25 protein-coding genes and 1 rRNA gene are annotated in these 22324 nt (G+C 54.2%); 7 read left to right on the top strand and 19 right to left on the bottom strand.

The window, feature by feature from the left end; translation table 11 throughout:
• The first annotated feature begins 12 nt into the window (after positions 1-12).
• Entirely contained in the window at positions 13-1038 is a 1026-nt protein-coding gene (locus ACZ5ER_RS10915) for a CheF family chemotaxis protein (RefSeq protein ID WP_050001831.1), read from the top strand.
• On the opposite strand, the gene ACZ5ER_RS10920 is transcribed toward ACZ5ER_RS10915, so the two are convergent.
• Positions 1031-2302 carry an outer membrane protein assembly factor BamB family protein gene (locus ACZ5ER_RS10920; protein WP_464934459.1) on the bottom strand — a complete coding sequence of 424 codons (1272 nt, stop codon included), beginning with the start codon at positions 2300-2302 and terminating at the stop codon, positions 1031-1033. The two genes, ACZ5ER_RS10915 and ACZ5ER_RS10920, sit on opposite strands and share 8 nt — an antisense overlap.
• Before the next feature lie 71 nt (positions 2303-2373).
• Here ACZ5ER_RS10920 and ACZ5ER_RS10925 point away from each other — a divergent pair, with 71 nt between their 5' ends.
• Positions 2374-3123: a PH0542 domain-containing protein gene (locus ACZ5ER_RS10925; RefSeq protein WP_050001833.1), complete on the top strand. Its 750-nt coding sequence runs from the start codon at positions 2374-2376 to the stop codon at positions 3121-3123.
• On the opposite strand, the gene ACZ5ER_RS10930 is transcribed toward ACZ5ER_RS10925, so the two are convergent.
• Both ACZ5ER_RS10930 and rrf read right to left on the bottom strand, forming a co-directional pair.
• Complete coding sequence (locus ACZ5ER_RS10930) at positions 3091-4137, bottom strand: coiled-coil domain-containing protein (protein ID WP_050001834.1); 1047 nt, start codon at positions 4135-4137, stop codon at positions 3091-3093. The two genes, ACZ5ER_RS10925 and ACZ5ER_RS10930, sit on opposite strands and share 33 nt — an antisense overlap.
• A gap of 74 nt (positions 4138-4211) precedes the next feature.
• Positions 4212-4333 (bottom strand): 5S ribosomal RNA (gene rrf / locus ACZ5ER_RS10935).
• Between the two features lie 54 nt (positions 4334-4387).
• On the opposite strand from rrf, the gene ACZ5ER_RS10940 reads away from it, so the two are divergent.
• Positions 4388-5875 (top strand): hypothetical protein, encoded by a 1488-nt coding sequence (locus tag ACZ5ER_RS10940; RefSeq protein ID WP_464934460.1) that lies wholly within the window; start codon positions 4388-4390, stop codon positions 5873-5875.
• A 1-nt stretch (position 5876) separates the two neighbouring features.
• Positions 5877-6239: a ribonuclease P protein component 4 gene (locus ACZ5ER_RS10945; RefSeq protein WP_050001836.1), complete on the top strand. Its 363-nt coding sequence runs from the start codon at positions 5877-5879 to the stop codon at positions 6237-6239.
• Here ACZ5ER_RS10945 and ACZ5ER_RS10950 read toward each other — a convergent pair whose 3' ends face one another.
• On the bottom strand, positions 6240-7439 hold the full coding sequence (locus tag ACZ5ER_RS10950) for a hypothetical protein (RefSeq protein ID WP_050001837.1): 1200 nt from the start codon (positions 7437-7439) through the stop codon (positions 6240-6242). It abuts the gene before it with no gap.
• A 224-nt stretch (positions 7440-7663) separates the two neighbouring features.
• Positions 7664-8242 carry a cyclase family protein gene (locus tag ACZ5ER_RS10955; protein WP_050001838.1) on the bottom strand — a complete coding sequence of 193 codons (579 nt, stop codon included), beginning with the start codon at positions 8240-8242 and terminating at the stop codon, positions 7664-7666.
• Between the two features lie 53 nt (positions 8243-8295).
• Between ACZ5ER_RS10955 and ACZ5ER_RS10960 the strand changes: the two genes are divergently transcribed.
• Positions 8296-9561, top strand: a complete 1266-nt coding sequence (locus ACZ5ER_RS10960; RefSeq protein ID WP_464935217.1) for an adenosylhomocysteinase — start codon at positions 8296-8298, stop codon at positions 9559-9561.
• 85 nt (positions 9562-9646) lie between these two features.
• Here the strand turns inward: ACZ5ER_RS10960 and wtpC are convergent, their stop codons facing one another.
• The 7 genes from wtpC to ACZ5ER_RS10995 all read right to left on the bottom strand — a co-directional run bounded on the left by wtpC (position 9647) and on the right by ACZ5ER_RS10995 (position 15307).
• A complete protein-coding gene (gene wtpC / locus ACZ5ER_RS10965) occupies positions 9647-10681 on the bottom strand; it encodes a tungstate ABC transporter ATP-binding protein WtpC (protein ID WP_464934461.1) in 1035 nt (344 codons plus the stop codon).
• Between the two features lie 4 nt (positions 10682-10685).
• Positions 10686-11399: a DUF3226 domain-containing protein gene (locus ACZ5ER_RS10970; RefSeq protein ID WP_050001841.1), complete on the bottom strand. Its 714-nt coding sequence runs from the start codon at positions 11397-11399 to the stop codon at positions 10686-10688.
• Between the two features lie 4 nt (positions 11400-11403).
• Positions 11404-12480, bottom strand: coding sequence for an AAA family ATPase (locus tag ACZ5ER_RS10975; RefSeq protein ID WP_081947174.1), 1077 nt, complete (start codon positions 12478-12480; stop codon positions 11404-11406).
• A gap of 46 nt (positions 12481-12526) precedes the next feature.
• The gene (gene wtpB, locus ACZ5ER_RS10980; protein WP_464934462.1) at positions 12527-13270 is read right to left on the bottom strand and encodes a tungstate ABC transporter permease WtpB; all 744 of its coding nucleotides are present in this window, start codon (positions 13268-13270) and stop codon (positions 12527-12529) included.
• A gap of 36 nt (positions 13271-13306) precedes the next feature.
• Positions 13307-14329 (bottom strand): tungstate ABC transporter substrate-binding protein WtpA, encoded by a 1023-nt coding sequence (gene wtpA, locus ACZ5ER_RS10985; RefSeq protein ID WP_464934463.1) that lies wholly within the window; start codon positions 14327-14329, stop codon positions 13307-13309.
• A gap of 91 nt (positions 14330-14420) precedes the next feature.
• Positions 14421-14996 carry an HD domain-containing protein gene (locus tag ACZ5ER_RS10990; RefSeq protein ID WP_464935218.1) on the bottom strand — a complete coding sequence of 192 codons (576 nt, stop codon included), beginning with the start codon at positions 14994-14996 and terminating at the stop codon, positions 14421-14423.
• Between the two features lie 2 nt (positions 14997-14998).
• Complete coding sequence (locus ACZ5ER_RS10995) at positions 14999-15307, bottom strand: GTP-binding protein (protein WP_464934464.1); 309 nt, start codon at positions 15305-15307, stop codon at positions 14999-15001.
• Between the two features lie 49 nt (positions 15308-15356).
• Here ACZ5ER_RS10995 and ACZ5ER_RS11000 point away from each other — a divergent pair, with 49 nt between their 5' ends.
• A complete protein-coding gene (locus tag ACZ5ER_RS11000) occupies positions 15357-15914 on the top strand; it encodes an Era-like GTP-binding protein (RefSeq protein WP_464934465.1) in 558 nt (185 codons plus the stop codon).
• A 7-nt stretch (positions 15915-15921) separates the two neighbouring features.
• On the opposite strand, the gene ACZ5ER_RS11005 is transcribed toward ACZ5ER_RS11000, so the two are convergent.
• Genes ACZ5ER_RS11005 through ACZ5ER_RS11015 form a run of 3 tightly spaced genes read right to left on the bottom strand, consistent with a single transcriptional unit; the run spans position 15922 to position 17895 of the window.
• Entirely contained in the window at positions 15922-16347 is a 426-nt protein-coding gene (locus tag ACZ5ER_RS11005) for a secondary thiamine-phosphate synthase enzyme YjbQ (RefSeq protein ID WP_050001847.1), read from the bottom strand.
• A 5-nt stretch (positions 16348-16352) separates the two neighbouring features.
• Positions 16353-16634, bottom strand: a complete 282-nt coding sequence (locus tag ACZ5ER_RS11010) for a hypothetical protein (RefSeq protein ID WP_050001848.1) — start codon at positions 16632-16634, stop codon at positions 16353-16355.
• Positions 16588-17895: a prenyltransferase gene (locus tag ACZ5ER_RS11015; RefSeq protein ID WP_464934466.1), complete on the bottom strand. Its 1308-nt coding sequence runs from the start codon at positions 17893-17895 to the stop codon at positions 16588-16590. The genes ACZ5ER_RS11010 and ACZ5ER_RS11015 overlap by 47 nt, the downstream gene beginning before the upstream one ends.
• Before the next feature lie 66 nt (positions 17896-17961).
• On the opposite strand from ACZ5ER_RS11015, the gene ACZ5ER_RS11020 reads away from it, so the two are divergent.
• Entirely contained in the window at positions 17962-19062 is a 1101-nt protein-coding gene (locus tag ACZ5ER_RS11020; RefSeq protein WP_050001850.1) for a TRM11 family SAM-dependent methyltransferase, read from the top strand.
• On the opposite strand, the gene ACZ5ER_RS11025 is transcribed toward ACZ5ER_RS11020, so the two are convergent.
• The 4 genes from ACZ5ER_RS11025 to cgi121 all read right to left on the bottom strand — a co-directional run bounded on the left by ACZ5ER_RS11025 (position 19059) and on the right by cgi121 (position 22212).
• A complete protein-coding gene (locus ACZ5ER_RS11025) occupies positions 19059-20252 on the bottom strand; it encodes an MFS transporter (protein ID WP_050001851.1) in 1194 nt (397 codons plus the stop codon). The genes ACZ5ER_RS11020 and ACZ5ER_RS11025 overlap by 4 nt on opposite strands.
• Before the next feature lie 12 nt (positions 20253-20264).
• Positions 20265-20528: a TMEM165/GDT1 family protein gene (locus ACZ5ER_RS11030; protein WP_050001852.1), complete on the bottom strand. Its 264-nt coding sequence runs from the start codon at positions 20526-20528 to the stop codon at positions 20265-20267.
• Between the two features lie 12 nt (positions 20529-20540).
• Entirely contained in the window at positions 20541-21719 is a 1179-nt protein-coding gene (locus ACZ5ER_RS11035; protein WP_050001853.1) for a pyridoxal phosphate-dependent aminotransferase, read from the bottom strand.
• A gap of 85 nt (positions 21720-21804) precedes the next feature.
• Positions 21805-22212 carry a KEOPS complex subunit Cgi121 gene (cgi121, locus tag ACZ5ER_RS11040; RefSeq protein ID WP_464934467.1) on the bottom strand — a complete coding sequence of 136 codons (408 nt, stop codon included), beginning with the start codon at positions 22210-22212 and terminating at the stop codon, positions 21805-21807.
• Positions 22213-22324: the final 112 nt, after the last annotated feature.

Raw genomic sequence — 22324 nt, forward strand, 5'->3', positions numbered from 1 at the left:
AAGGGGTGAACCATGGCAGTAACTGAGACCAGGGTAAAGGTGGCCATCGTCTCATCGTGGAAGGGCTCAAACCGTATCAACTGGCGCGATGCTATTGGGGTTATTCAGCACGATAGGCTTATTCTTAGGTATCTTCGTATGGGGGAGGTGGTGGGTGAAGATAACTTCCCTCTATCAACCCTGAGCGACCTTGCAACCAACGTCCCCGATGGATACAAGCTAAACCCCGAGAGGGAGCACTTTGGATTGAAATTTTATGTCCCCGGCAGGGGAGACCTTATGGTTATTCTAACTATCGGGGACAACCTGTTGATATACGATGAGGACAAGTTTAAGGAGTTCGTCCACACGATTTTCGAAGTTCTAATAAACGGAAAGCCGGTAAAAATACAGCTGGCCAGAGTTAAGGGTGGCGCGCTCAACATGGAGTCAAAGTGGCAGGACGGCACGCTCCGCATAGTTTCCGTCAAGTCCGCCAAAAAGGGCAGAACCGAAAGGAACATAGTGGTGCTAGACCCCGATATGAGGCCCATACCGATATTCTCCGACGTGGAGGACATGGATATAGAAGAGGTCGAGATGGACGGCAAGAAAATCCAGGCCTGGAAGATAAAGCACTTCTACATAGACGAGACCGTGACATCGTACCTGTACATCCCCGAAAAGAAGACGAGGCTCTTCGTCCTGCGCTACCTGCTCAAGTACATACCCGGCTACTTTGAGTTCATCATGAAGGTCTCTAAGGAGTTCCCGACGCTCCAGGCAGAGTTCCAGGAGGTCATGGAGAAGGAGCTGAAGGAGCTTGAGAGCCTCGACGAAATCGAGAAGCAAATCCTCATGGCGCTCTACTCAGGCCTCAACCCGCTTGAGGTCCACCAGTTCCTCGGCCTCAGCGAGAGGGAAATCGAGGAAATCTACGACAGAATGATAGACAAAGGCCTCCTCAAGATAGTCATGATAAGAAAGGTTGTTGACCTAACAAGAGAGGGAAGAAAAATAGTGAACAAGCTAATCGAATACGGCCTCGTTTCTATGTGAGCCTCCTTACAAACAGCACCGCAATGGCGAGTAGAACCACGAAACCCGGCCCGCATATTGAGCTCTTCTGGCCTCCTTTCAAAGCGTTTACATCGACCACATAGAACCTTGAGCTCGCGGTTCCGATTACCGCTCTGCCGTCCTTTACCGCTATGCTCCTGACGTATCCTGTATTGGGGAGCTTTCTGAGAACCTTCCCCTCAGGACTGAGAGCGTACAGCTCGCCGATGCTGTAAACGTAAGTTGTCCCGTTCTCTGCCCTGCTCTCAAACTTACCGGTACCCGCGAGCAGAACTCCATCGGCATAGGCCAGAGCCTTGACGCGGTACGGGAACTTTACTTCCCACCGAACCTCCCCCGAGGGAAGCTCCAGGGCGACCAGCGTCCCGTTCCTGCCGTCGTAGCCGCCAACGTATGCGGTGTCGCCGACCACAACTATGTCCTCGGTGTAAAAGAGGCTCTCGTTGAGGAGCACTTTCCCGGCGGGAGAGACAACGTAAAAGTTGCCTTTCGAGCCGTCCCACCCAGTCCCAAGGACGGCGTTGCCCTTCCAGACTTCCAGGTCCCTTACCCAGTGCCCGATGCTGAGGTTCCAGAGGGACTTTCCTTCCGGGGAAACCCCGTAGAGCGAACCGAACTGGTAGCCTCCAGCATAACCCGAGGGAAAACCGGAACTGGCGTATATGATGCCATCAGCAACTCTGACACGAGTAATCATATCGTTGAACGTGACGTTCCAGATGCCGGTAAGGTTCCCACCAAGTTTTACGGCATAAACGTGGCCCCGGTACGAGGTGGAGCCCCCGGACAGGAAAAAGTCCCCGTCAGCTATGTACACCATACCATCAGAGACCACGAAGTCATAAAGCTTGTTTAGGACGTTGTAAGACCCCACAATGCGCCCGTCCCTGTCGAACTTGAGGAGGGCACCAAAGCTCCCTGCCAGCACACCGTCATCGAGAGGAGCAAGCTTGACCGTATATCCGGAAGAGTTCTGCCAAAGCTCAGTCCCGTTGGCCGAGAACGCGGAAAGGATACCGAGGTAGTATACCTGGATAAGACCGGTGGAATTGACCACCTGCCTGTAAGAGCAGGCCGCGTAGACCCTGTCCTCCGTCATCGCGGCGGCTTCTATGCTCTTCTGGTAGGCTATGTCCTCACAGGCCGTCCCCTCCCACAGCACCGGTCTTGGAGCCGCTGAGACATTTCCAAGCAGGAGAAACGCCACCAAAGTTACTAAAATCGCTGGAACTCCCCGTTTCATTGCTAATCCCCTTAAAGAAGTGGTGAAAAGCTTATATAAACCTTTGCAGTATTTTTTACGGTGGAGAAACAATGGACGAAGAGTTCAACCTGAGAGAGGCACTGGCGACTGGGGAGGGCATCCAGGACGTCATAGTGCGAGCGACCGTCGACAAAGAGTTCCTCAAAAAAGTCGTTGAACTCCTCGACGACGACCTGTGGACAGTCCAGAAGAACGCCCTTCGCGTCGTCATAGAGGCCATGAGGGACATGCCGGAGCTCCATGACTCGCTGATAACCAAGCTCATGGTGATGCTCAGGAGAAGTGAGGCGGTGCCCCTTACGCAGGAGATAGCGAGGGCTTTTGGAGTGCTCGCGGAGATAGCCCCAGAAAAGGTCGCGAAGGTGACCCCCGTTATCTTTGCCAACTACCGCGTCGGAGACCCAAAGATAAAAGTAAACGCCACCTACGTCCTCGAAGAGATACTCAGGGTCAGACCGAGCCTTTTGGGCAACGTGCTCAGGGACATAAGCTTCATGCTGACGTCAAAGGAGACCTCGGATAAACTCGCGGCGCTAAACTTCATCCTCGCGCTGAGCAATAAGGGGATAAAGTACGTAACACCGTTCCTGCCCAAGCTGTTCATGCTGCTCAAAGACAAGAACGAACTCGTGAGGGCGAGTGCCGTTGAGACTCTGGTAGCGCTCGGCGAAGCCAACGAGAAGCTGAGGAAGATAGTGCTGTCAAAACTCGAGGAGATAAAGGACGATAGAAGCGGGCTGGTACAGAGAAAAGTCAAGGAAGGGATTTCAAGACTCATTCTCCTCGAAAGAGAGACCTAACTCCTCCTCATCGAGCTTCTCCTGGAGGAGGGTCTTGAGGGCCTGCCTGAGCTTTTCATTCTCCTTCCTCAGACGCTCGTTCTCGTCCTTAAGGGCCTCGGCCTCTTCGAGGGCAGTCTTGATTTCCTTGAGGGTTTTCTCAACCCTGGACTTGGGAACAAACTGGTTCTTTATAATTTCAATCGCAGAGATGGCGTCCTTGGCACCAGTCAATGAAACGAGTTCCTTCTCAACAACGCGAATCTCCTTAAGCTTCTCTTCGTACTTCCCAATCTTTTCGCTCAGAACATCTACCCTCTTGGCCATCTCCTGGTACATTGCCAGGCGTTTCTTCAACTCCTCAAGCTCACGCCCCTTCCCAACGAGCTCCTTCTTCAGTTCCTCATTTTCCCGCGCCAGGCCTTTCAGCCGGACGTTCTCCTCAACGAGCTTCTCGTAGTGCTCCTGAAGCTCCCTAAGGGCCTTAGCAAGGTCAACACTTACACCGAGAACCTCACGTTTAAGCTCTTCCCTCAGCTCCTCAACCCGCTCCTCCACGAGCTTTCTGAGGTGCTCATCGGCCTTCTTCCCATAGGTCTCCTCAACACGTTTAAAGAGCTCCGCAGGGAGGCGGTCAATTTTTTCTTCGAGTTCGTTTATCCTCGGGACTATAGCCTCAACGCCCTCAAGGAAAAGCGTCCTCCGCTCCAGCTCTGAAATCCGGCCTTCAAGCTCACTAAACCTCTTGTCAACGGAATAGCTGAACTCCCTATATGACGTCCCGAGATCTTCAAGTTTTCTGCCCACGTTGTCAATTCTCTCATTAATGAAAGAACGCTCGATACGGAGCTCCCGGATAACGGCCGCTATCGCCTCAAGGGCCAGAAGAGAATAGTCGCCGAGAGTCTCCGACTCAGGGATAACTGATTTAACATCGTCCCAGTTACGTAGGCTCTTTAATTCGTCAATGACCTCAGAATGCCGACTTTTTATATAATCCCACGTAAGCCTGTTTTTAGATGACTTCTTAAGCATGCGCACCAACCGTAAAAGAATAGCCATAATAGTCTTAAATAGCTTTTGTGTAGGTAGTTACGAGAGAATTTAGTGGCCGGCGGCGTTCCCGGTTTCCCGCCCCCTCTCGGAGGGCAGTACACCCGGGAACGCTGGCGGGCTTAACTTCCGGGGTCGAAACGAGACCGGGTGTAACCCCGCCGCTATGGCCGCCGTGCCGATTCATACCTCCAGAGATGACTTTATAAACTTTACGGTTCTTCAACAGTTGATGGAGGCGCTACTCGAACTGCTCAGGGAAGAGATGAGACGGCCCCTAACTCCGGAAGTCAGGGTTAGGGACTTCCTTAAAGAAATCAGGAGAAAAAACGGAGAGGAAATTGAGGTTGAGGGCTTTCTGTTGCTCCGACAGCCCCCCAACGCACCGAGAGACGCTGTCTACTACCTGCTCTCCCCCCTCTCGCCAGAAGAACTGAAGAAGAGCAGGCTCAGGGCATACCTCGTCCTCTGGATTACCGAAGCGAGCTCAATCGGGGGGAGCCTCCACTCCGGGGCCTATGTGAGGGCCAAAGGAGTCCTCGACGCGTACCCATACGGGAACCTCAGGCTCCTCCACGTCAGGGAGCTTAAGGAAGCCCCCTACGAGAACCGCTGGCTCCGGTACGAAGAGTACGCGCTGAGCAGGGGCGAGCTTGAGGGCCTGATTTCGGACACGATATACGCCAACTACGAAACGGAGCGGGCGGTGATATACGCGCTCCTGAGCGCGCCAACGGTTATAGGGGCCGGAGAGTGGGGGGAGGGAGTAACGTTCTCGGCCTTCAAAGGAGAGCGCGAGCTCTCGGTTCTCTCGCTCTGGGAGGCGTTAAAATACCTCCACTCACTCATTCCAGAGGAGCTGAAGCTCAGGCGGGACAGGTGGAGCGAATTTGAGGACGACTTCCTGGGCCTCGACTTCAGGTTTGCGAGACCGCCCGTGGGGCTGGCCTACTACGTCCCCCACACCAGGGCGATGCTGAAGAGGCCCAGCCCAGTCCCAAAGTGGGCAGAGGAGTACTTCAGGGGAAAGAACGCGGGCTTCCTCAGCCCGAGGCTTGTCATGAAGCCGGAGGACGAGACGGCAACCCTGGGGGAGGCACCGCTGGTGATAACGGAGGACGTCGCGTACGAGAGGAACCGCGAGCTTGAAGAGCTCATGCCAAACATCGTCGCCACGGTTATGGCGGCGCGGAGGCGTGTTGGAACCCTCAACCTGGGCGAAATGGAGGACTACAGGTACCGCTTTGAGGCCTTCCTGATAAGGAACAGAAACGAGTACGGGGAGCTGTTTGACGCGCTCACGCTCTCGGGTAAGGTCTTCAACGTGGGGCTCAGGTACAGGCTTGGGGCGAGGCTTCTCGGCGCGATGGGGCGCTTCGAGGGAAAACTCAGAAGGGGCCTTATAAGCGACCTGCTCGGGCTGTACCAGGAGATAACCGACACGTGGATAAACGAGCTCCCGGACAGGGAAAAACTGAGGCTCCTGAAGGAGTACGAGCGCTACATAGGAAACTCCCGGGTGGCGGAGATTGGCGTCAGAATCTTTGAAGACCTCGAGGCGACATCAATTGACGGCACGGTCACGAGGGAGGAGTTCTTAAAGGCCCTCATCGAGGCCGGTTTCAGGAGGGAGCACGCGGGGGAGACCCTTGAGAAGCTACTCCGCGAGGGCTACATCTACGAGCCGTTTCCCGGAAAGCTGAAGCTGGTGAGGTGGTAGTGTGGGAAAAAAGTTCCTGAGAAAAAAGGAGCAGAGAGAGAAGAGGAGGATAGCAAAGGAGCGGGTTGAAACTCTCTTCACCCTCGCGGAGAGGGTTTTTCCATACAGCCCGGAGCTGGCGAACAGGTACGTTGAGATAGCTCTTGCCGTCCAGCAGAAGGCCAAGATAAGACTTCCGAGGAAGTGGAAGCGCCGCTACTGCAAGCGCTGTCACTCATTCCTCGTCCCGGGAAAGAACGCACGCGTAAGGCTGAGGAGCAGACCGTACCCCCATGTGGTCATAAAGTGCCTGAACTGCGGCCACATAATGCGTTATCCATACCTGCGGGAGAAAAAGGCAGGGAGAAAAGGAGAAGCGGCCTGATCACGGCCTCCTTCCCTTTCCGGACCCCGGATTCTTCCAGGACTTGGGGCCCATGCCCATGTTCATCCTTATTGCTCCCCTGTTCTGCACGTAAAGCTCGTGGAGTGCCTTCCTGGCCTTGTTCAGGAGAACTCTGGCAACGCTGTAGTTCCCCGCCTCAGCGGCTTCCTCGGCCTTCTCGATGGTCTCCTTGACTGACGTTACGTTGATGCCCGCCCTATCAAGTACTCTGACCTGGACTTCAAGCCTCCTGAGCCCGAGCCAGAGGCCGAGCCTTTCGTTCGACTTGAGGGCATTGACGAACTCGAGGTGTGCGTCCCCCACGGCGAACTCGGTGAGCACCTGGAGCTTGAGGGCGAGCTGGTAGGCCTCGGTGTAGTTCCCGCTCCGGAGGCTCTGGTTCGCCTGCTCCATGAGCTGGTAGAGCTCCCCGATGCGCTCAGTGAGGTTGGTGGAGTTCGTCAGGTTTGCCATCTCCTCAAGGGCCATGAGCCTGACCTGAACCCTCTCCAGAACCCTTACGACGTGCTCCTCGGTGATGTTTGCCTCCACCTCCTCAGCGGTGCAGTTGCAGTTCTCAAGCCCCTTCGCGAGCTTCTCCATAACCCCCTCAGAGGCCCTGCTGCGAACCATAACAACATTCTTCACCCCAAGCTTCTTCACGACCTCTGTGACGTTCGTTGACTCATTGACGTAGAGGATTACCCCCTGAACCTTAAGGGCAAGCTTAAGGGAGACCTCGATGGAGGCACTGTCGTTGCCTGGGGCAACTACGGTGGCGTTGAACCTGAGCCCTAACACCTTGGTCGCATTGTTAATAACTGCGATGTTGGTCTCGTACCTGTTCTTACCCCACCAGCGGTAGACGGTTATGCCGTACTCCTCAAGGTCGGTGATATACTCATCAACGACTGCCTTGGGGCCGCCTATTATAACTACCTGGTCAGGGGCGTAGGCAAGTATCTCCGCAGTCACGTTGGGGTCGTACGCACCCCATGTGGTAGTCACGACAACGGCGCCCGTCAGATTGGCGAGGTACTGCGCTATCGCACTGTCCGCAACGTTGTCGCTGACGAGTATCACGGTGACGCCTTCAGCGGTTGCCGCCTGAGTCTCTGAGGCATAAGCACCCTCGACGCCGAAGGTCATTCCAATCACGAGCAGTCCAAACAGGACCGCCACCAACTTCTTACCCATCATGGCTCATCACCAGTATGAAATAACAAAAAAGCCCTATTTAAGCTTTTTTCACGAAATCAAGGCTTTATACAGCGTTTCTCAAAAATCCGAGAAATTTCGTCCGTTCTCTTACTTTCCCCATCAGACCAGAAGGTACCACGTCGTTCCAAACCGTCCCAGAAACAGAGACAGAGCCCCTTAACCCAAAATCGGGCCAGGAAAAACTCCAGGAACCAAGAGGAACTTCAGTCTTCGAGTATCGCAACCGCCCTGACCGGGCTCCCCGAGCCCCCTTCGATTTTCAGTGGAATGCCTATGAAAGTGAACGTCTTTCCGATGAGCCGCTCAAGGCCTGTAGGATTGAGGCTCTCGAAGACAGGCACTTCAGCGGTCAGCAGGATTGTGTGGACGGTCTCATCGCCTATGCTCATCGCGTCGGTACCGACGGCCTTTGCTCCCTCAGCCACAAGGAACAGCGCCACCTCTGGTGAAAGCTCTCGCCCATCTGTAAGGAGGAGGACAATTTTCCCATAATAGCCAGAATCTGGCAGTTCGTCGAGCTTGATGGGCCCTTCGCCACCCCTTACGTCTATGACAAAGGCCTCGCCAACGAACTTCTCAAGGGGCATCTCGTCCACGGTCTTCCCGCCGGGGACAAAGTGGGCAGGCGCGTCAACGTGCGTCCCGGAGTGCTCCCCAAGGCGGAGTGCGTTCATGTAGTAGCCGTCGCGCTCGATGAAGGCCCAGGGCCTCACCTTCACTTCGGGGTCGCCGGGGTACACCGGCGTGTCCTCACTCAGGGGACGGGAGAGGTCAATTATCATGGCAACACCAACCCTTTTTAACTCCAGAAATTAAAAACCCATCGGTGGTTGTTATGGACTGCACGAAGGATTACTGCGTTAAAGACCTGAGCCTCGCCACCAGCGGCGAGAAGAAGATAGACTGGGTCTCGCGCTTCATGCCCGTCCTCCAGACGATAAGGAGGGAGTTCGAGAGGGAGAAGCCCTTCAAGGGCGTCAGGATCGCCACGACGCTCCACCTTGAGATGAAGACCGCCTTTCTGCTCCTGACACTTAAAGCAGGCGGTGCAGAGGTCTCCGCCGCGGCGAGCAACCCGCTTTCGACCCAGGACGACGTTGTTGCCGCCCTTGCCAAAGCAGGGGTCAAGGTCTACGCCATAAGGGGCGAGAGCAGGGAGCAGTACTACGAGTTTATGCACAAGGCCCTCGACATAAGGCCCAACATCATAATAGACGACGGCGCGGACATGGTCTCGACGGTTCTGAAGGAGAGGCCCGAGCTGATAGACGAAATATGGGGCGCGAGCGAGGAGACGACGACGGGAGTGATAAGGCTCCGCGCGATGGAGAAGGACGGCGTTCTGAAGTTCCCGATAATAGCGGTGAACGACAGCTATACCAAGTACCTCTTCGACAACCGCTACGGCACGGGCCAGTCAACCTGGGACGGCATAATAAGGACGACCAACCTGCTCGTGGCCGGCAAGAACGTCGTCGTTGTGGGCTACGGGTGGTGCGGAAGGGGAATAGCGATGCGCGCTCGCGGACTGGGTGCGACGGTGATAGTCGTCGAGGTTGACCCGATTAGGGCCCTGGAGGCGAGAATGGACGGCTTCCTCGTCATGGACATGAAGGAGGCCGCCAAAATCGGTGACATCTTCGTCACCTCAACCGGCAACATCAAGTGCATCAGGAGAGAGCACTTCGAGCTGATGAAGGATGGCGCGATAATGGCCAACGCGGGCCACTTCGACGTCGAGATATGGAAGCCTGACCTTGAGGGCCTCGCGGTTGAGATAAACGAGCCGAGGCCGAACATAAGGGAGTACAGGCTCGCGGACGGAAGGAGGCTCTACCTCCTCGCCGACGGAAGGCTCGTCAACTTAGCGGCCGCTGACGGGCACCCCGCGGAGATTATGGACATGAGCTTCGCCCTCCAAGCAAAGGCGGCAGAGTACATCAAGGAAAACCGCGGGAAGCTCGGGCCGAAGGTCTACGTGCTCCCAAGGGAGATAGACGAGATGGTAGCTCGGATCAAGCTCGCCTCGATGGGGATAAAGATTGAGGAGCTCACCGAAGAGCAGAGGGAATACCTTGAGAGCTGGGAGCACGGGACATGAGACCCCTCTTTTTCTTTTATATTTTCCCTTCTCAAGCCTCGCCCTTCAGGGCGGGGAGGAGGTCAGACAGCGCCGAAATCCATTATTAAAAGACATGCAGCGCGCTCGCCTTGAAGCTGACGTAGATTTCTCTTCCCTTTGTTATCCCCATCTCCAGCATCGAGGAGCGGGTTATAAAGGCCCTCAGGCGCAGATTTCCAACCCTCAGATGAACCCTTACAAGCGGGCCAAGCTCTTCCACCAACTCGACCGTTGCCCTAAACTCGTTCCTCGCGGACGTCCTTATCGGTTCGAGGGACAGAATTATATCCTCCGGCCTCAGACCGACGCGGACCCTCCCCCTCGCCTTCACCGGCAGTTCAATCTCAACGCCGTTCGCCCTCAGCTTCCTGCCCTCGGCTGTCCCCTCGATTATGTTCTCGAAGCCCAGGAACCGCGCAACCTCTTCGCTAGCTGGCTTTGAGAAGACCTCCTTCACGCTCCCGACCTGGACGAGTCTCCCGTTGAGCATCACGCCGACCCTGTCGCCCAGGCTCACCGCCTCCTCAAAGGAGTGGGTGACGTGTAGGGCTGTAAAGCCGAGCTCTTCCCTCCAGCGCTTCATCTCGCCGATGAGCCGGGAGCGGGTCTGGACGTCGAGGTTGGCAAAGGGCTCGTCGAGAAGGATCAGCGGAGGCTCGACCGCAAGCGCCCTCGCGAGCGCAACCCTCTGCTGCTCCCCGCCGCTGAGCGTCTTCGGCTTTCTGTGGAGAAGGTGCTCTATCCCGAGAACCTTTGAGATTTCCCTCACCTTTCGCTCGATTTCGGCCTTCGGGACTTTCCTGACTTTGAGGCCAAAGGCGATGTTGTCGTAAACGCTCATGTTCGGAAAGAGGGCGTAGTTCTGGGGGACGTAGGCCAAGCCGCGCTTTTCAGGCGGCAAGTCCGTGACGTCCCGGCCGTTGAGGTAGACCCGCCCGGAGTCGGGCTCTATTATGCCGGCGATTATCTCAAGGAGGACTGTCTTTCCAGCACCGCTCGGGCCGAGGATTACGAAGTGCTCGCACTCGTTTACCTCGAAGCTTATCTCCCTCAGCCGGAACTCCTTCCAGTCCTTGGAGATTCCCTCAGCCCGGAGCATGACATCACCCTGTTATTCTGTCGAGGAATTCTTTTAGACCAGATTCTCTGAGAAGCCCCTCTATAAGTTCTGGTTTTTCATTGATCAGTTTTTCAACAAATTTTCTATAAAGTCCAGACATTGAGTCTCCATCATAGTCTTTGGCAATAGCGAGAACATGCATAACGTCCTTGGGCTTGAGTCTTCTTTGAGCATCTTCTTTAAGCTGATTCAATGAACGTTCAAACTGCGATAACGTGCTCTCCTTTTCTGCGAGCGCTGTGAGCAAGAGTTCAAGTTCCTTCTTTCTCTCGATGTTGGGATTGTGAATGCTTATATTCCCAAGGCCAAATGGTATAATCTCAATCTCCCCAACCCACAGGGAATCTTCTTTTACAACTGGATAAAACTGTCTGAGGGAACTTTTTGCCCACTCCATAATATCCCGGGTGGTATCTATATCCCTTGCCACTCCAACTTTATGGAGTCCTACCCTATGAAAATTTGCCCACAAAAGTATGTTTTTAAGAATTCGTTTCATTCTGTTTTTGTCTTGGGCATTAATAAGAGCGATAACAGTGTTCTCTCTTTTGAATGTGATAGGAGGCAAATTAAGTTTAGTTTTGCTAAACCCCTCTATTTCAACTTTCTCCTTTTTAAAACCATAAATATTCTCGATTAAAGTTTCAAAGAAGGCCTTGTCTGTGGATCCTTCAATGAGTAATAAGTTGAGTTTCATTGGATCACCCCCTTAGATCAATCCCAAGATCTTCTCTTAATTCTTTAGCGTTTTCAAACGTCTCAATACTATGTGTTAGCTTTCCATTTTCACGCTTCATGTAAATAACCCTGCCGTTAATTCCCATCCTGATGCCCTCTTCAAGTAGCATGTCTATAAGCTCAAGGCTGTGAGTTGTGAGGAATACTTGAACGTTGTTTTTCAGTGAGCCTTCAAGAAGGGTTCTTACCATTGCCCTCAAGGATGCAAGGTGATGGAAAGCCTCTGCGGAATCAATGAGAAGATAACCATTTTTCATTGAGGATACAAGAAATGCAGTTGCAGAGAGGAATTTAAATCCGTCTCCCATGCTGTAATATGGGATGCTCTTAGGAGCATGTTTTATGTCGACGTACATCAAAACACCATTTTCTTCATGAACTGGACTTAGTCCCTCAACATCTGGGTAAGCCCTTCTGATTAAATCGAGGGCAATGGAGTATGCTCTAACTTTAAAAGCTTTTGAAAAAACTGTCTCAATAAACCCTGGTGTGACCATATCGTATGGAGTTACAAACTCGACGGGAAGCTCAACGGGGTATGGCTCATCTTCAGAAGTCATTACGGTCATATTACCACTACCAGAAACCAGTACCATGGCGTTGCGCTGAAGGGGGCCAGCTTTAATCTGAAGAGAAATTGCTTCAACAGATTCAGATAGCATGTTCTTCAGAGTTTCGGTGTCAAGTTTAAGTTTGGACTTAGTTTCCATTAACTGGGTCAGATTGCCAGGATGCATGATAGTAACAACGAATGGAACACCGCCAGCAATAAATTTTAGCTCAATTGGGATCTGAGAGTTTGTAAAAAGAGAGTACAGCGATGTGTGCCCAACCCAGCCTCTCCACTTCAACACATGGCCGAAGATAGCCTTTAACTGAGTGGGATCTCGATTTGCGGCACTAAGAGCGATAGCAATTGCTTCGAGAACTGATGATTTTCCAACGTTATTCCTGCCTACGAAGACGTTAACCTGCCCAAAATTTTCAAGATCCAAGCTCTTAATTCCTCTAAAGTTTTTAATTGACAATGAAGTGATCATGGCAACCACCTAAGTCGATATTGTCAGTACCTCTTAAAGCCTTTATTCACTCAACCTTCCTCCCGACGAGCCACCTTAAGAGGACGAATATAACAAGGCTGATTGCGACCATTATGACGGAGATAGGTCTTGAGGCCCTGAGGCCGTAGTTGTTGAAGTACTCCATTATCAGAACCTGGGCGGTCTTGGGGTAGTAGGCAACGATGAGGATTGCCCCAACTTCGCTTATCGCCCTCGCCCACGTCATTATCACACCGCTCGCCACGCTGGGGAACGCTATCGGAAGGGAGACAGAGAAGAAGACCCTCAGCCGGGAAGCCCCGAGGGTTCTGGCAACGGCTTCGACTTTCTCATCAACTGCAAGAAAACCGTCGCGCGCGGCGTTGACCGTGAACGGGGCCGATACAAAGAGCATTGCCGCGATTATGCCCGCGTAGCTGTCGAGAATTGCACTCGAAAACGTGACGAGGAGCATTATGCCGACGACCGAGTGCGGGATAACGATTGGAACATCAACCAGGGCCTGGACGAGGCTCTTTCCGGGAAATTCCTTTCTCGCCAGGACGTAGCCCAGGGGGACGCCGAAGAAGAGAGCTATTAGAGCGGTCGCCGTCGCGGTTAGAAGGGAGTTCCTGAGGGCTTCGATGACGTAAGGGTCGTGGAGGGTCTTTACGAGCATCTCCCAGTCCATGAGCTGTTTGGCGAAGATGATAACCAGAGGCAGGGCTATGTAGGCGATTAGAAAGCTTCCCAGCGACGCGAAGAGGTATAGAGTGTAGTCCCTTCTCATGGCGCTCCCCCTAAAATTGGAAGGGAAGATAAAAGCTCACCCCTCGACCTTAACAATATCCCTAATCTCCTTCGGGACGTTGCCGAACGCTATCGGAGGCCAGATGAAGTCCTGGTGGTTCTCCTGGAAGACCCGCCTGCCGTTTTCTCCCAGCATGAAGCGGAGGAACTTCATTGCGAGCTCCCTGTGCGGGGCGTCCTTTGGGACTGTGACGCCGTAGACTATCGGCTTGGCCGTGATTACCCTGCCGGTGGAGCCTAGGTATATGGAGGCCTCCCCGTAGAAGTCGGCCTTGCTGAAGTCCTTGAGGTTTATCTCGTCGGGCAGGGTGATGTATTTGAGACCGTGCTGTTCGGCGACGCTCTTGTAGATGAAAAAGTAGTCGAGGCTCCCGCTCTCGACGAGGCCAACGAGGTCCGTCTCTTTGGGCCTTATGACGACCTTATCGCCCTTGACCTGGATTTCCTTCGGGGCGACGATGACCGAGCCGTTGTAGTAGATGTTCGTGTTCTCCTCCACTAGGGTCTCGAAAACGGGTTTGCCGTAGTAATAGTCGGCCAGCTTCATGACCATGACAGAGCGGTAGCCGCAGGGGTCCTGGTTGGGGTCTGAAAAGCCGAAGGTGACCCCTGGCCTCGCGAGGACTTCGTACCAGTTCTCGGAGGTAATCTCGTCCGCGTACTTGCTGTTCCCGGTGAAGGCGATGACTATCTCGTTGGTGGCGAAGAGGACGTAGAAGTCCGTGTAGTTTGGCACCATGAGCTGTGGGATAAGGGTGTAGTCCGCGACGGCCACCACGTCGGCCTTCTTTCCGAGGTCTGTAACTTTCCTGACGGCCCTGACGCTCCCGCTCGCCTCGTCCTGGAAGTTAACCCTAACGACAAGGTTTTTCTGAGCATATTCGGCAAACTCCAACTCAAGCTGCTGGAGCGGGACGCTCAGAGAACCCGCGTGGAAAATTACAAGCGTCTCCTCCTTCTCGCTCTCGCCGGTCGTACAGCCAGAGGCCACGACCGACAGCAGAAGGGCAAGGACGATTAAAGGCACTGCCTTCCTCATGGCACACCCCAGAAGAATGGACATAAGTGAGTATTTAAACATTGTGAGCAAACAAAAGCGTTAACGGCAAATAGAAATGTTTTCACCGGGCTCACTTTGACCCATAGCTGCCTTCGCGAAACAGCTTCTCCCTCATTTCCACGAGCCCCTCAACGATGTCCTTGAAGTATTCATAGAGCTCGTTCTTCCTAAGCTTATCAACCGTCCCCCAGAACTCGTCGAGGTTCCTGACGCCGGCCCTCTCATACTCGAACGCCTGAACCAGCATCTCCAGCCTGTCCACGAACTTCACGAGCCTGCCTTCGAGACTGAGCTCCGCCTCATACTCCCTGAAGAGGCCGAGGTATTCTTCCGCTCTGCCAGTGACCCTCAGCATGTCCTCAAGCGCTCTGACCTCGCCCCCGACCTTGTCGAAGTATTTCTGGGCCGGCATCGGGATGTCGGTTATCCTCGCCTCCCCAACGTCGTGGAGGAGGGCTATCTTCAGGGCCTTTTCAACGTCTATTTCAATCCCCCTGGCCTTGAGCTCGTCGGCGAGGAACAGCGTAATAAGGGCCACGCGGTAGCCGTGCTCCGCCACGCTCTCCGGATTGGGGACTCCCCTGAGGAGCCACCCCGCCCTCGGAAACCTCTTCAGGTTGCCGAGCTCTAAAAACAGCTCCAGCATGGTCATTCCTCCGTCGTGAAGAGTGCCCTTTCAGTCTCAATCGCAGTCGCGATGATAGCATCACCAAGGAAGCGGCCGTAGACCTTCACTACGTCCCCCTTTCCGATGCACGGGCTGCCAGCGAAGTCAACCCGAATTCCGTGAATCCTGAAGGTCGTCCTCCAGCTCGGGAGCTCCATCGGCAGGAACTCCACAACGGGCTTGTCCTCTATTTCTCCTTCAAGGACGATGTTCTTGCCCCTAAGCTTTCCGTTGAGCTCACCGGGGGTTACGACGTAGTAATAGTGATGACCCAGCTTGACCCGCTTCATACCAATCACCTTTAAACCCCACCGCTGAGGTTGGTTATGGGGTGATGAAATGATAAAGGTTGCGATAATCGGTGCAGAGAACGTTGGGAAATCAACCCTCATGAACGCCCTCATAGGTGGTAAGGTGAGCGAGGTAGAGAACCTGCCGGGGACTACAAAGGGGCTTGTACGGAGGAGGTTCGGCAAGCTGAAGATACCAAAGGGCATGAAGAACCCCCTCGGAGGTGCAGACGAGTTCGTGCTAATTGACACTGCTGGACTCTTCGACCCCAAGCTCGAACTGCGCGGGAAGGTGCTCAGCGAGGAGAAGTTCAAGGAGCTGATAGACGAGATAGTATCGGCGGACATGATAATCCACATGGTCGACGCGACGGTTGGTCTGCACAGGGGAATGGAGAAGCTCCACCACATGCTCAAAATGCGCTACGACAAGCCGATAATAGTGGTAATAAACAAGATTGACCTCGTCCCAAGGGAGCGCGTGGAGGAGCTTAAGGAAGTCATAAAGAAGAGGCTTGAGCAGGAGCCCTTAGCTTTATCGCTCGTCACCTACGAGGGCTTCAACGAGCTCCTTGAGAGGATTGCCCACATGGCGATGTACGTCTGACTACTCTTCAATACTCCTCGGGAAACTCCGGGCAGGGGCATACCATAACGTAGACCTTCCTGTGCCTCGGCCCGTCGAGCTCAACGAAGAGAATCCTCTGCCACGTCCCGAGGTAGAGCTCGGCCTGGTCTATGGGGACGACGACCTCAGGGTTCAGGAAGATGCTCGCCCTTATGTGGGCGTGGGCGTTGCTGTCGATCCTGTCGTGGGAATAGCCAGCCCCCCTCGGCACGAGCTCGGCCATCTTGGCCTTGATGTCCTCTATAAGTCCTTTCTCATACTCGTTTATGAGGAGGCCCGTCGTCGTGTGGTGGGTGAAGACGACGGCTATTCCGTGCTTCACCTTGGAGCGGTAGACGAGCCTCTGAACCTCGTCCGTTATGTCGATAATCTGGACGCGCTCCTTCGTGTCAATGGTTATCTCATAGAGCATAACCATCACCCCAGCTGGGAGAGGAGCTTTCTGAGCAGGGCCTCGACCTCAAGGTTCTCTTTGAACGCAACCGCCCTTAAAACTACCGCAGTCTCGTAGGCGTCGAGGAGTTTAGAGTTGCCGGACAGAACCTCGGACTTGAGGAGAGAGTAAACTTCCTCAACGGCGTCTTTAAACAGCGCCTCGCTGGAGTACAAATCCTCCCTGACCAGGAGGGAAGAGATGAGGTCTCTGAGGAAGTCAATCCTGTTCTCCCGCTTTCTCCTGGGTAATCCTAGCCTTTCCATTTCTCAACCCCTCTAACTCTTTGTTGAGAGCCTTTACAAGTATCTCCGACATAAGCAGGGACGCAAAGCGCCCCTCTCTGACCTCAAGGGCCGTGTCTATGGCCTTCTCGACCTCGCCGAGCTTTAAGTAGTGGTGCGCCACGTCGGCCATGACGAGGGAGCGGAGCTTCTGGTTCTGGAGGGAGAGGCCAATTCTCCTAGCGGACTCGACGTCGCCGATTAGGACGTAGAAGCGAGCCACCTTCGTCCACACTTCCTCCAGGCGAACAAAGCGGGCTATCGTGTTTACAATGCCCCTTTTATCCGGCGTTGGTTCCTCCAGTATGCGGTTCATTAATGCCCTGCCCACCAGCAGAGCTTCCTCTGCATTCAGGGCACCAAGAAATTCTGGAAGAGCTGAGGGATTCTTGTCGAGGACGTCAAGGGCGACGGCCTCAAACAGGCTCTCATCACCGAACTTCCTGAGCATCTGTGCGGCCAGAGAACCCCTTCCGGCCAGCGCAAGGACTGTGGCGACCTCGAGTGCAAGGTTCTCGTCGAACTTCTGAGAAAGCTCTTCCGCCAGTGCCGTGAAGGAGTCAACGTAGTTCTCCACGACGCCGAGTTCGCTGAGGCTGAAGGCGAGCTCCTTAAAGGCCTGCTTCGCCCACTCCCGGGAACCCATATCCCTGATAGCCGAAAAAGCACCACTGTAGCTTCCAAGTGTGACGAACGCCTTCGAAAGCTCGAAGAGGGCCTTCGAACGGTAGGGCTCATCTGTGATGTACTCAAGGGCTAGCTTCATCTTTCTGAGCCTGTAGGCGGTCTTAATCGGGTTCACTTCGAGGGAGCGCGAAATTCCCCTGACGATGGAGACCAGGGTCGTCTGCCGCAGGACATCGTCTCCTATTTCCACAGCGAATGATATTGCCTCCCCGATGTCCCCAAGGCCAAGGAGGGCCAGAGAGGCCGTTTTGAGGAGCTCGTCCCTCTGTGGAGGGGCCAGACTGCGCGACTCGGAGAGAACCCTCACGAACACGCGCCGGTAGGCTTTAATCCGCACCCTGCCCATCGAGACGCCTATCGAGAGAAGGGCTTTCAGCATTCCAAACGGGTCGTCTATTGATGCCAGAGACTCGAAGGCCTCGAGAAAAGCCTGTTTGTAGAGGGGGTGAGACTTTCTGGCGAGCTCCTCACCTATTTTGGCGTAAGTAACGGCCTTAACGTAGGGGTCTGGAATCTCGCCGGCTGATTTAAGTATCTCGGCAACCAGCATGACCATCACCGGGACGAATCACTGCATATCTTACGCGGAAGTTTTTTAAAAGCTTACTCACAGCGCAATTCCATGTATGGCATGATACTGGGCAAAAACCCCGAGCTTGGAAGGGCAGAGTTCTACTCATTCGCGAGGCGCTTCGGGCTAAGGGTCAAACCTATCGAGGAAGGAAAAAACTGGATTGTTTTCGAGTCAAAGCCTTCAATAGAGAGGCACTTCCGCTGGCTCGGCGGTTCTCTCAAGCTGGTCAGAATCGTCGGCGAGGGGGAAGAGGCGATAAAAGACCTCGAATACGCGAAACTTTTCACAGTCAGCCTTTATGGAAAGGACGACTGGAAGCTCTGGAGAAAGCTTGGAAGCACCGTTAAGAAGGAGTTCAAGAAGAAGGGGCCAGCCAAGTTCTTCAAGCCGGCCAAGGTCTATTCCATGCCGGCCGAGCTAATCCTGAAGGGCTTTCCGGAGACAAAGGACGTGGTCTTCCTGTTCAGGGACGACGGAAGCTTTCTCGTGGGCGAGACGGTTAAGGTTACCGACCCCTTCGAGCTGAAGAAACTCGACGTGGAAAGACCAGTTCAGAGGCCAATCCTCTCTATTCCGCCGAGGCTTGCCCGGATAATGGTGAACCTCACCGAGGTGAGGAAGGGCCTCTTCCTTGACCCCTTCTGCGGCATTGGAACTGTCCTTCAGGAGTTCGTCCTCCAGGGACTGCCTGCCTACGGGAGCGACAGAGACCCTGAAAGGGTGAGGGAAGCGAGGCGGAACATCGAGTGGCTCAGGCGGGAGTTCAGGCTCAAGAACTCGGCAAGGATAGAGGTCTGCGACGCAAGGAAGCTGAAGCGCTGTTTCCGCGAGAGGTTTGATGCCATAGTTACCGAGCCCTACCTCGGGAAGCCCCTGAAGAGGAACCCGGGCAGGGGAGAGGCGATAAAGCTCGCCAACGAACTGGACAGGCTGTACTTTTCGGTCTTCGAGAGCTTCTCGGACGTCCTGAAGAGGAACGGTAGGGTGGTCTTCGTCTTTCCGGCGTATAGACTGAGGGACGGGAGCATCTACCGGAAAGACCGGAAGTGGCTCAGGAAACTAGGCTTCGAGGTTCTGTCGAGGCACCTCGACTACGAGGAGAGGCACCGCTTGGTCAGGGACATCCACGTGATAAGAAAAAGGAGCTAAGAGAGCTCCTCGATCGGGAGCTTCATCCTGCTCGAAACAAGGAGAAGGAGTATTCCAAGCAGGGTCATGCCGATGTAGATGACCATCCCGGTCGTGACGCTCTTCACGAGGACGAACATGACGTTGGGTGCGACGGCGTTGGCCGAGTTCGAGATGAGCCCGAGGGCAAAGCTGGCCTCCGGGTAGATTTCTTTCGGGTACGCCGCCGGAGCGGTGGTCCAGAACGCCGGGCCCGTTCCCTGAACGATTCCAGTTATCGCGATTCCGAGGAGCGCCAGCGTGTAATCGTTTGCGCTTATGGCTCTCCAGAGAATGAAGAGGCCCACGAAGGTCACCGCGTAGGAGAGGGTCATAACGCTGACGATGGCCTTGAACAGGCCGCGGTTGCTCGTGTTCTTAAGGGAGAGGCGGTAGCCGAGGTAGCCCATGATTATCGACCAGAGGGCCATCGAGACCTCAAGGGTCATGACGAGGTTCGCCACTTGGTCGTCGCTGAAGTGGACGTTGTGAAGCGTGAAGGAGCCCAGGGTGAAGACAACCCACAGGGCAGGGAAGAACGTGAAGCCGAAGACCCACGTGAAGGGAATCTTCCAGACGTTGGCCTTGGACGAGTGCTCCTCCTTGGGAATTTCAAAATCCTCGACGAAGAGCCACCATATGGCGAGCATGACGTACATGAGGACGGCGGAGATTAGGAAGGCCTGAGTAACCGACGACCAGCTCGCATCACTGCCGCCGGCCCACTTGGCCAGGTTTATACCGTAGATTCCACCCCAGAAGATTCCAGATAGGATTATGCCCTTGGCGAAGGGCCTCTCGGCCACAAAGAGCCTGGCAATCTGGTTGCTGAATACAGCTATCAAAGCAACTATGAATCCCTGGAAGAAGCGGAGTGCAACGACACCCCACCAGTTAGGCATGAACGGGATCAGGAACTGAGGAATCGCGGCAAAGCTCACTATCAAGGCAACACTCCTCTTAAAAGAGCCCTTGAAGAGGCTCGTCCCACCGAGGAGGAAAGCGACGAAGAGGCCGACAACGTAGGCCGTCTGCTGGTAGCCCATCATCGCCTCCGTGATGCCGTAGTGCATCAAAACCGCACCCTTGAATTTCTCAAGCATGTGCATCGTCCCAAAGCCTGAAGCAACTAGAAGGGTGTTAATCAATACCGTTGACCACCTTTTGTCCATATCCGACCCTCCTTAGAGTTTTCCAAGCAGCATCAGGGCACCAAACACTATGAAGAGCACCCCAGCGCCTTTGTGTATAAACTCCACGGGGAGAACGTCCCCGAGCTTATCGCCGAGCAGGGCGCCGATGAGGTTGACGGCGGCGAGACCGAAGACCGCACCGAGAAAAGCTGTTTTCCACCCATACTTAGAGGCGAAGGCTATCGTCGCCAGCTGTGTTTTGTCACCCAGCTCCGCCAAAAAGATGGAGATAAAGACTGCGAGTAGCTCCTGCATTAACTTACCACCTCACAGCTTGGAGAGGGCCTCCTTCATTCTCTCCATCGCCTCGATGAGCTTCTCCTTCTCCGTTGCGTAGCTTATCCTGACCCATCCCTCGCCCTGCTTTCCGAAGGCAGTTCCGGGGATGACGACCACACGGGCGTTGTCAAGGAGCCAGTTCGCGAAGTCCTCGCTGCTCATGTCGAGCTCCGGGTCAATCTTGGCCCAGATGTAGAAGGCACCCTTGGGCTTGAAGGGCTGTATGTGGGGCATCTCGTTGAGGTACTTGAGGACGAGCTTCCTCCTCTCGTCGTAAACCCTCCTCATGGTCTCAACGGCTTCCCAGCTCCTCTTGTCGCGAAGGGCAGTTATTCCCGCTATCTGGATGAAGGACGTGACGTTTCCAACGACGTAGGCGTGGAGCTTTATCATGTCCCTGATTACCTGCTTGGGCGCTATGGCAAAGCCGAGCCTCCAGCCGGTCATGGCAAAGGTCTTTGAGAAGGAGTTGGCCAGTATCGTGTTGTCCGGGGCGTACTTAATCATTGGGTAGTGCTTCGCCCCCTCGTAGAGGAAGTGCTCGTAGGGTTCGTCGCTGAGAATGTAGATGTTGTAGTCCTGGGCTATGTCGGCGATGGCCTTAACGGTGGACTTGTTCATGACGGCTCCGGTCGGGTTGTTCGGATAGTTGATGACAATCATCCTCGTCCTCTTGGTGATGGCCTCAACGAGTTCGTCGGGGTTGATGCGGAACTTGTACTCCTCGCGGAGAGGAATCCTTATGATGCCCGCCTCGGCTATCTTGGCGTCTTCCACATAGCAGACGAAGGCAGGGTCGGGGATGATAACGTCGTCGCCCTGCTCAAGGATGCTCTGGAAGGCGAGATAAGTGGCCTCGTAAGCGCCGGCGGTGACGAGGATGTTGTCAACCTCAACATCAACCTTGTAAAAGTCCTTGTAGTATTCCGCTATTGCCTCCCTAAACTCCGGGATGCCTGCATTGGGCGTGTAGTGGGTGTAACCCTCGTCGAGGGCCCTCTTCGCGGCGTCTTTAATGACATCAGGAGTATCAAAGTCAGGCTCACCAATTCCGAGAGAAATAACGTTCTCCATCTTCGAGGCCTTCTCGAAGAGTTCCCTAATCTTCGAGCGCTGAATTATGTTTATCCTTCCGGCAAGGAAGTATTTCCTTTTCTTGTAGCGCATCTAACATCCCCCCGGGCACTGCGGGGTGTAGGGAGACAGTATATAAATTTATCCTCAATTGAAGACGGAAAAAGGCAATTCGTACCTACAAAACTTCGACCAGAGCTGATTTTTCAAAAAAAGTTTTCACGGCCCCATCGGGACACTCGTCAAGGGGAAGCTCTTTGAGCCCAAGTTTGTTGAGGAGTTCTCTCGCCTTGGCCTCGCCACCGAAGACCACGAGGTAGTTCTCGCCGGGCTTTGCACCCACTTCCCGAATAGCGTCCCTAATCTGGAGCACTCCGGCCAGCCTGAGGAGCAGTTCCCCCCCAAGCGTCTTCGCGTGGTTAGTACCCCGCTCAAAGGCCCTTATGGCCAGCAGTGAGGCAAAAGCGACGGCCTTCCAACATGGAATATTAACAAGCTGAACGTCCGCTCCGAGATAGGGGACAATTTCTTCAACGTTTTGGACTGAGACCCTCGTGATAAAGACTCCATCTGTTACAGGAATCATTTCTGAACCCCCGTCTTTCCGTTCAGACTCCCGCTTTAAAAGGGTTTTTCAAAAAATTTTTGAAAAAGATAATATTCTAGTATTAACATGGAAGCATAAAGTATTTAACTAA

Source organism: Thermococcus marinus, from assembly GCF_055389025.1.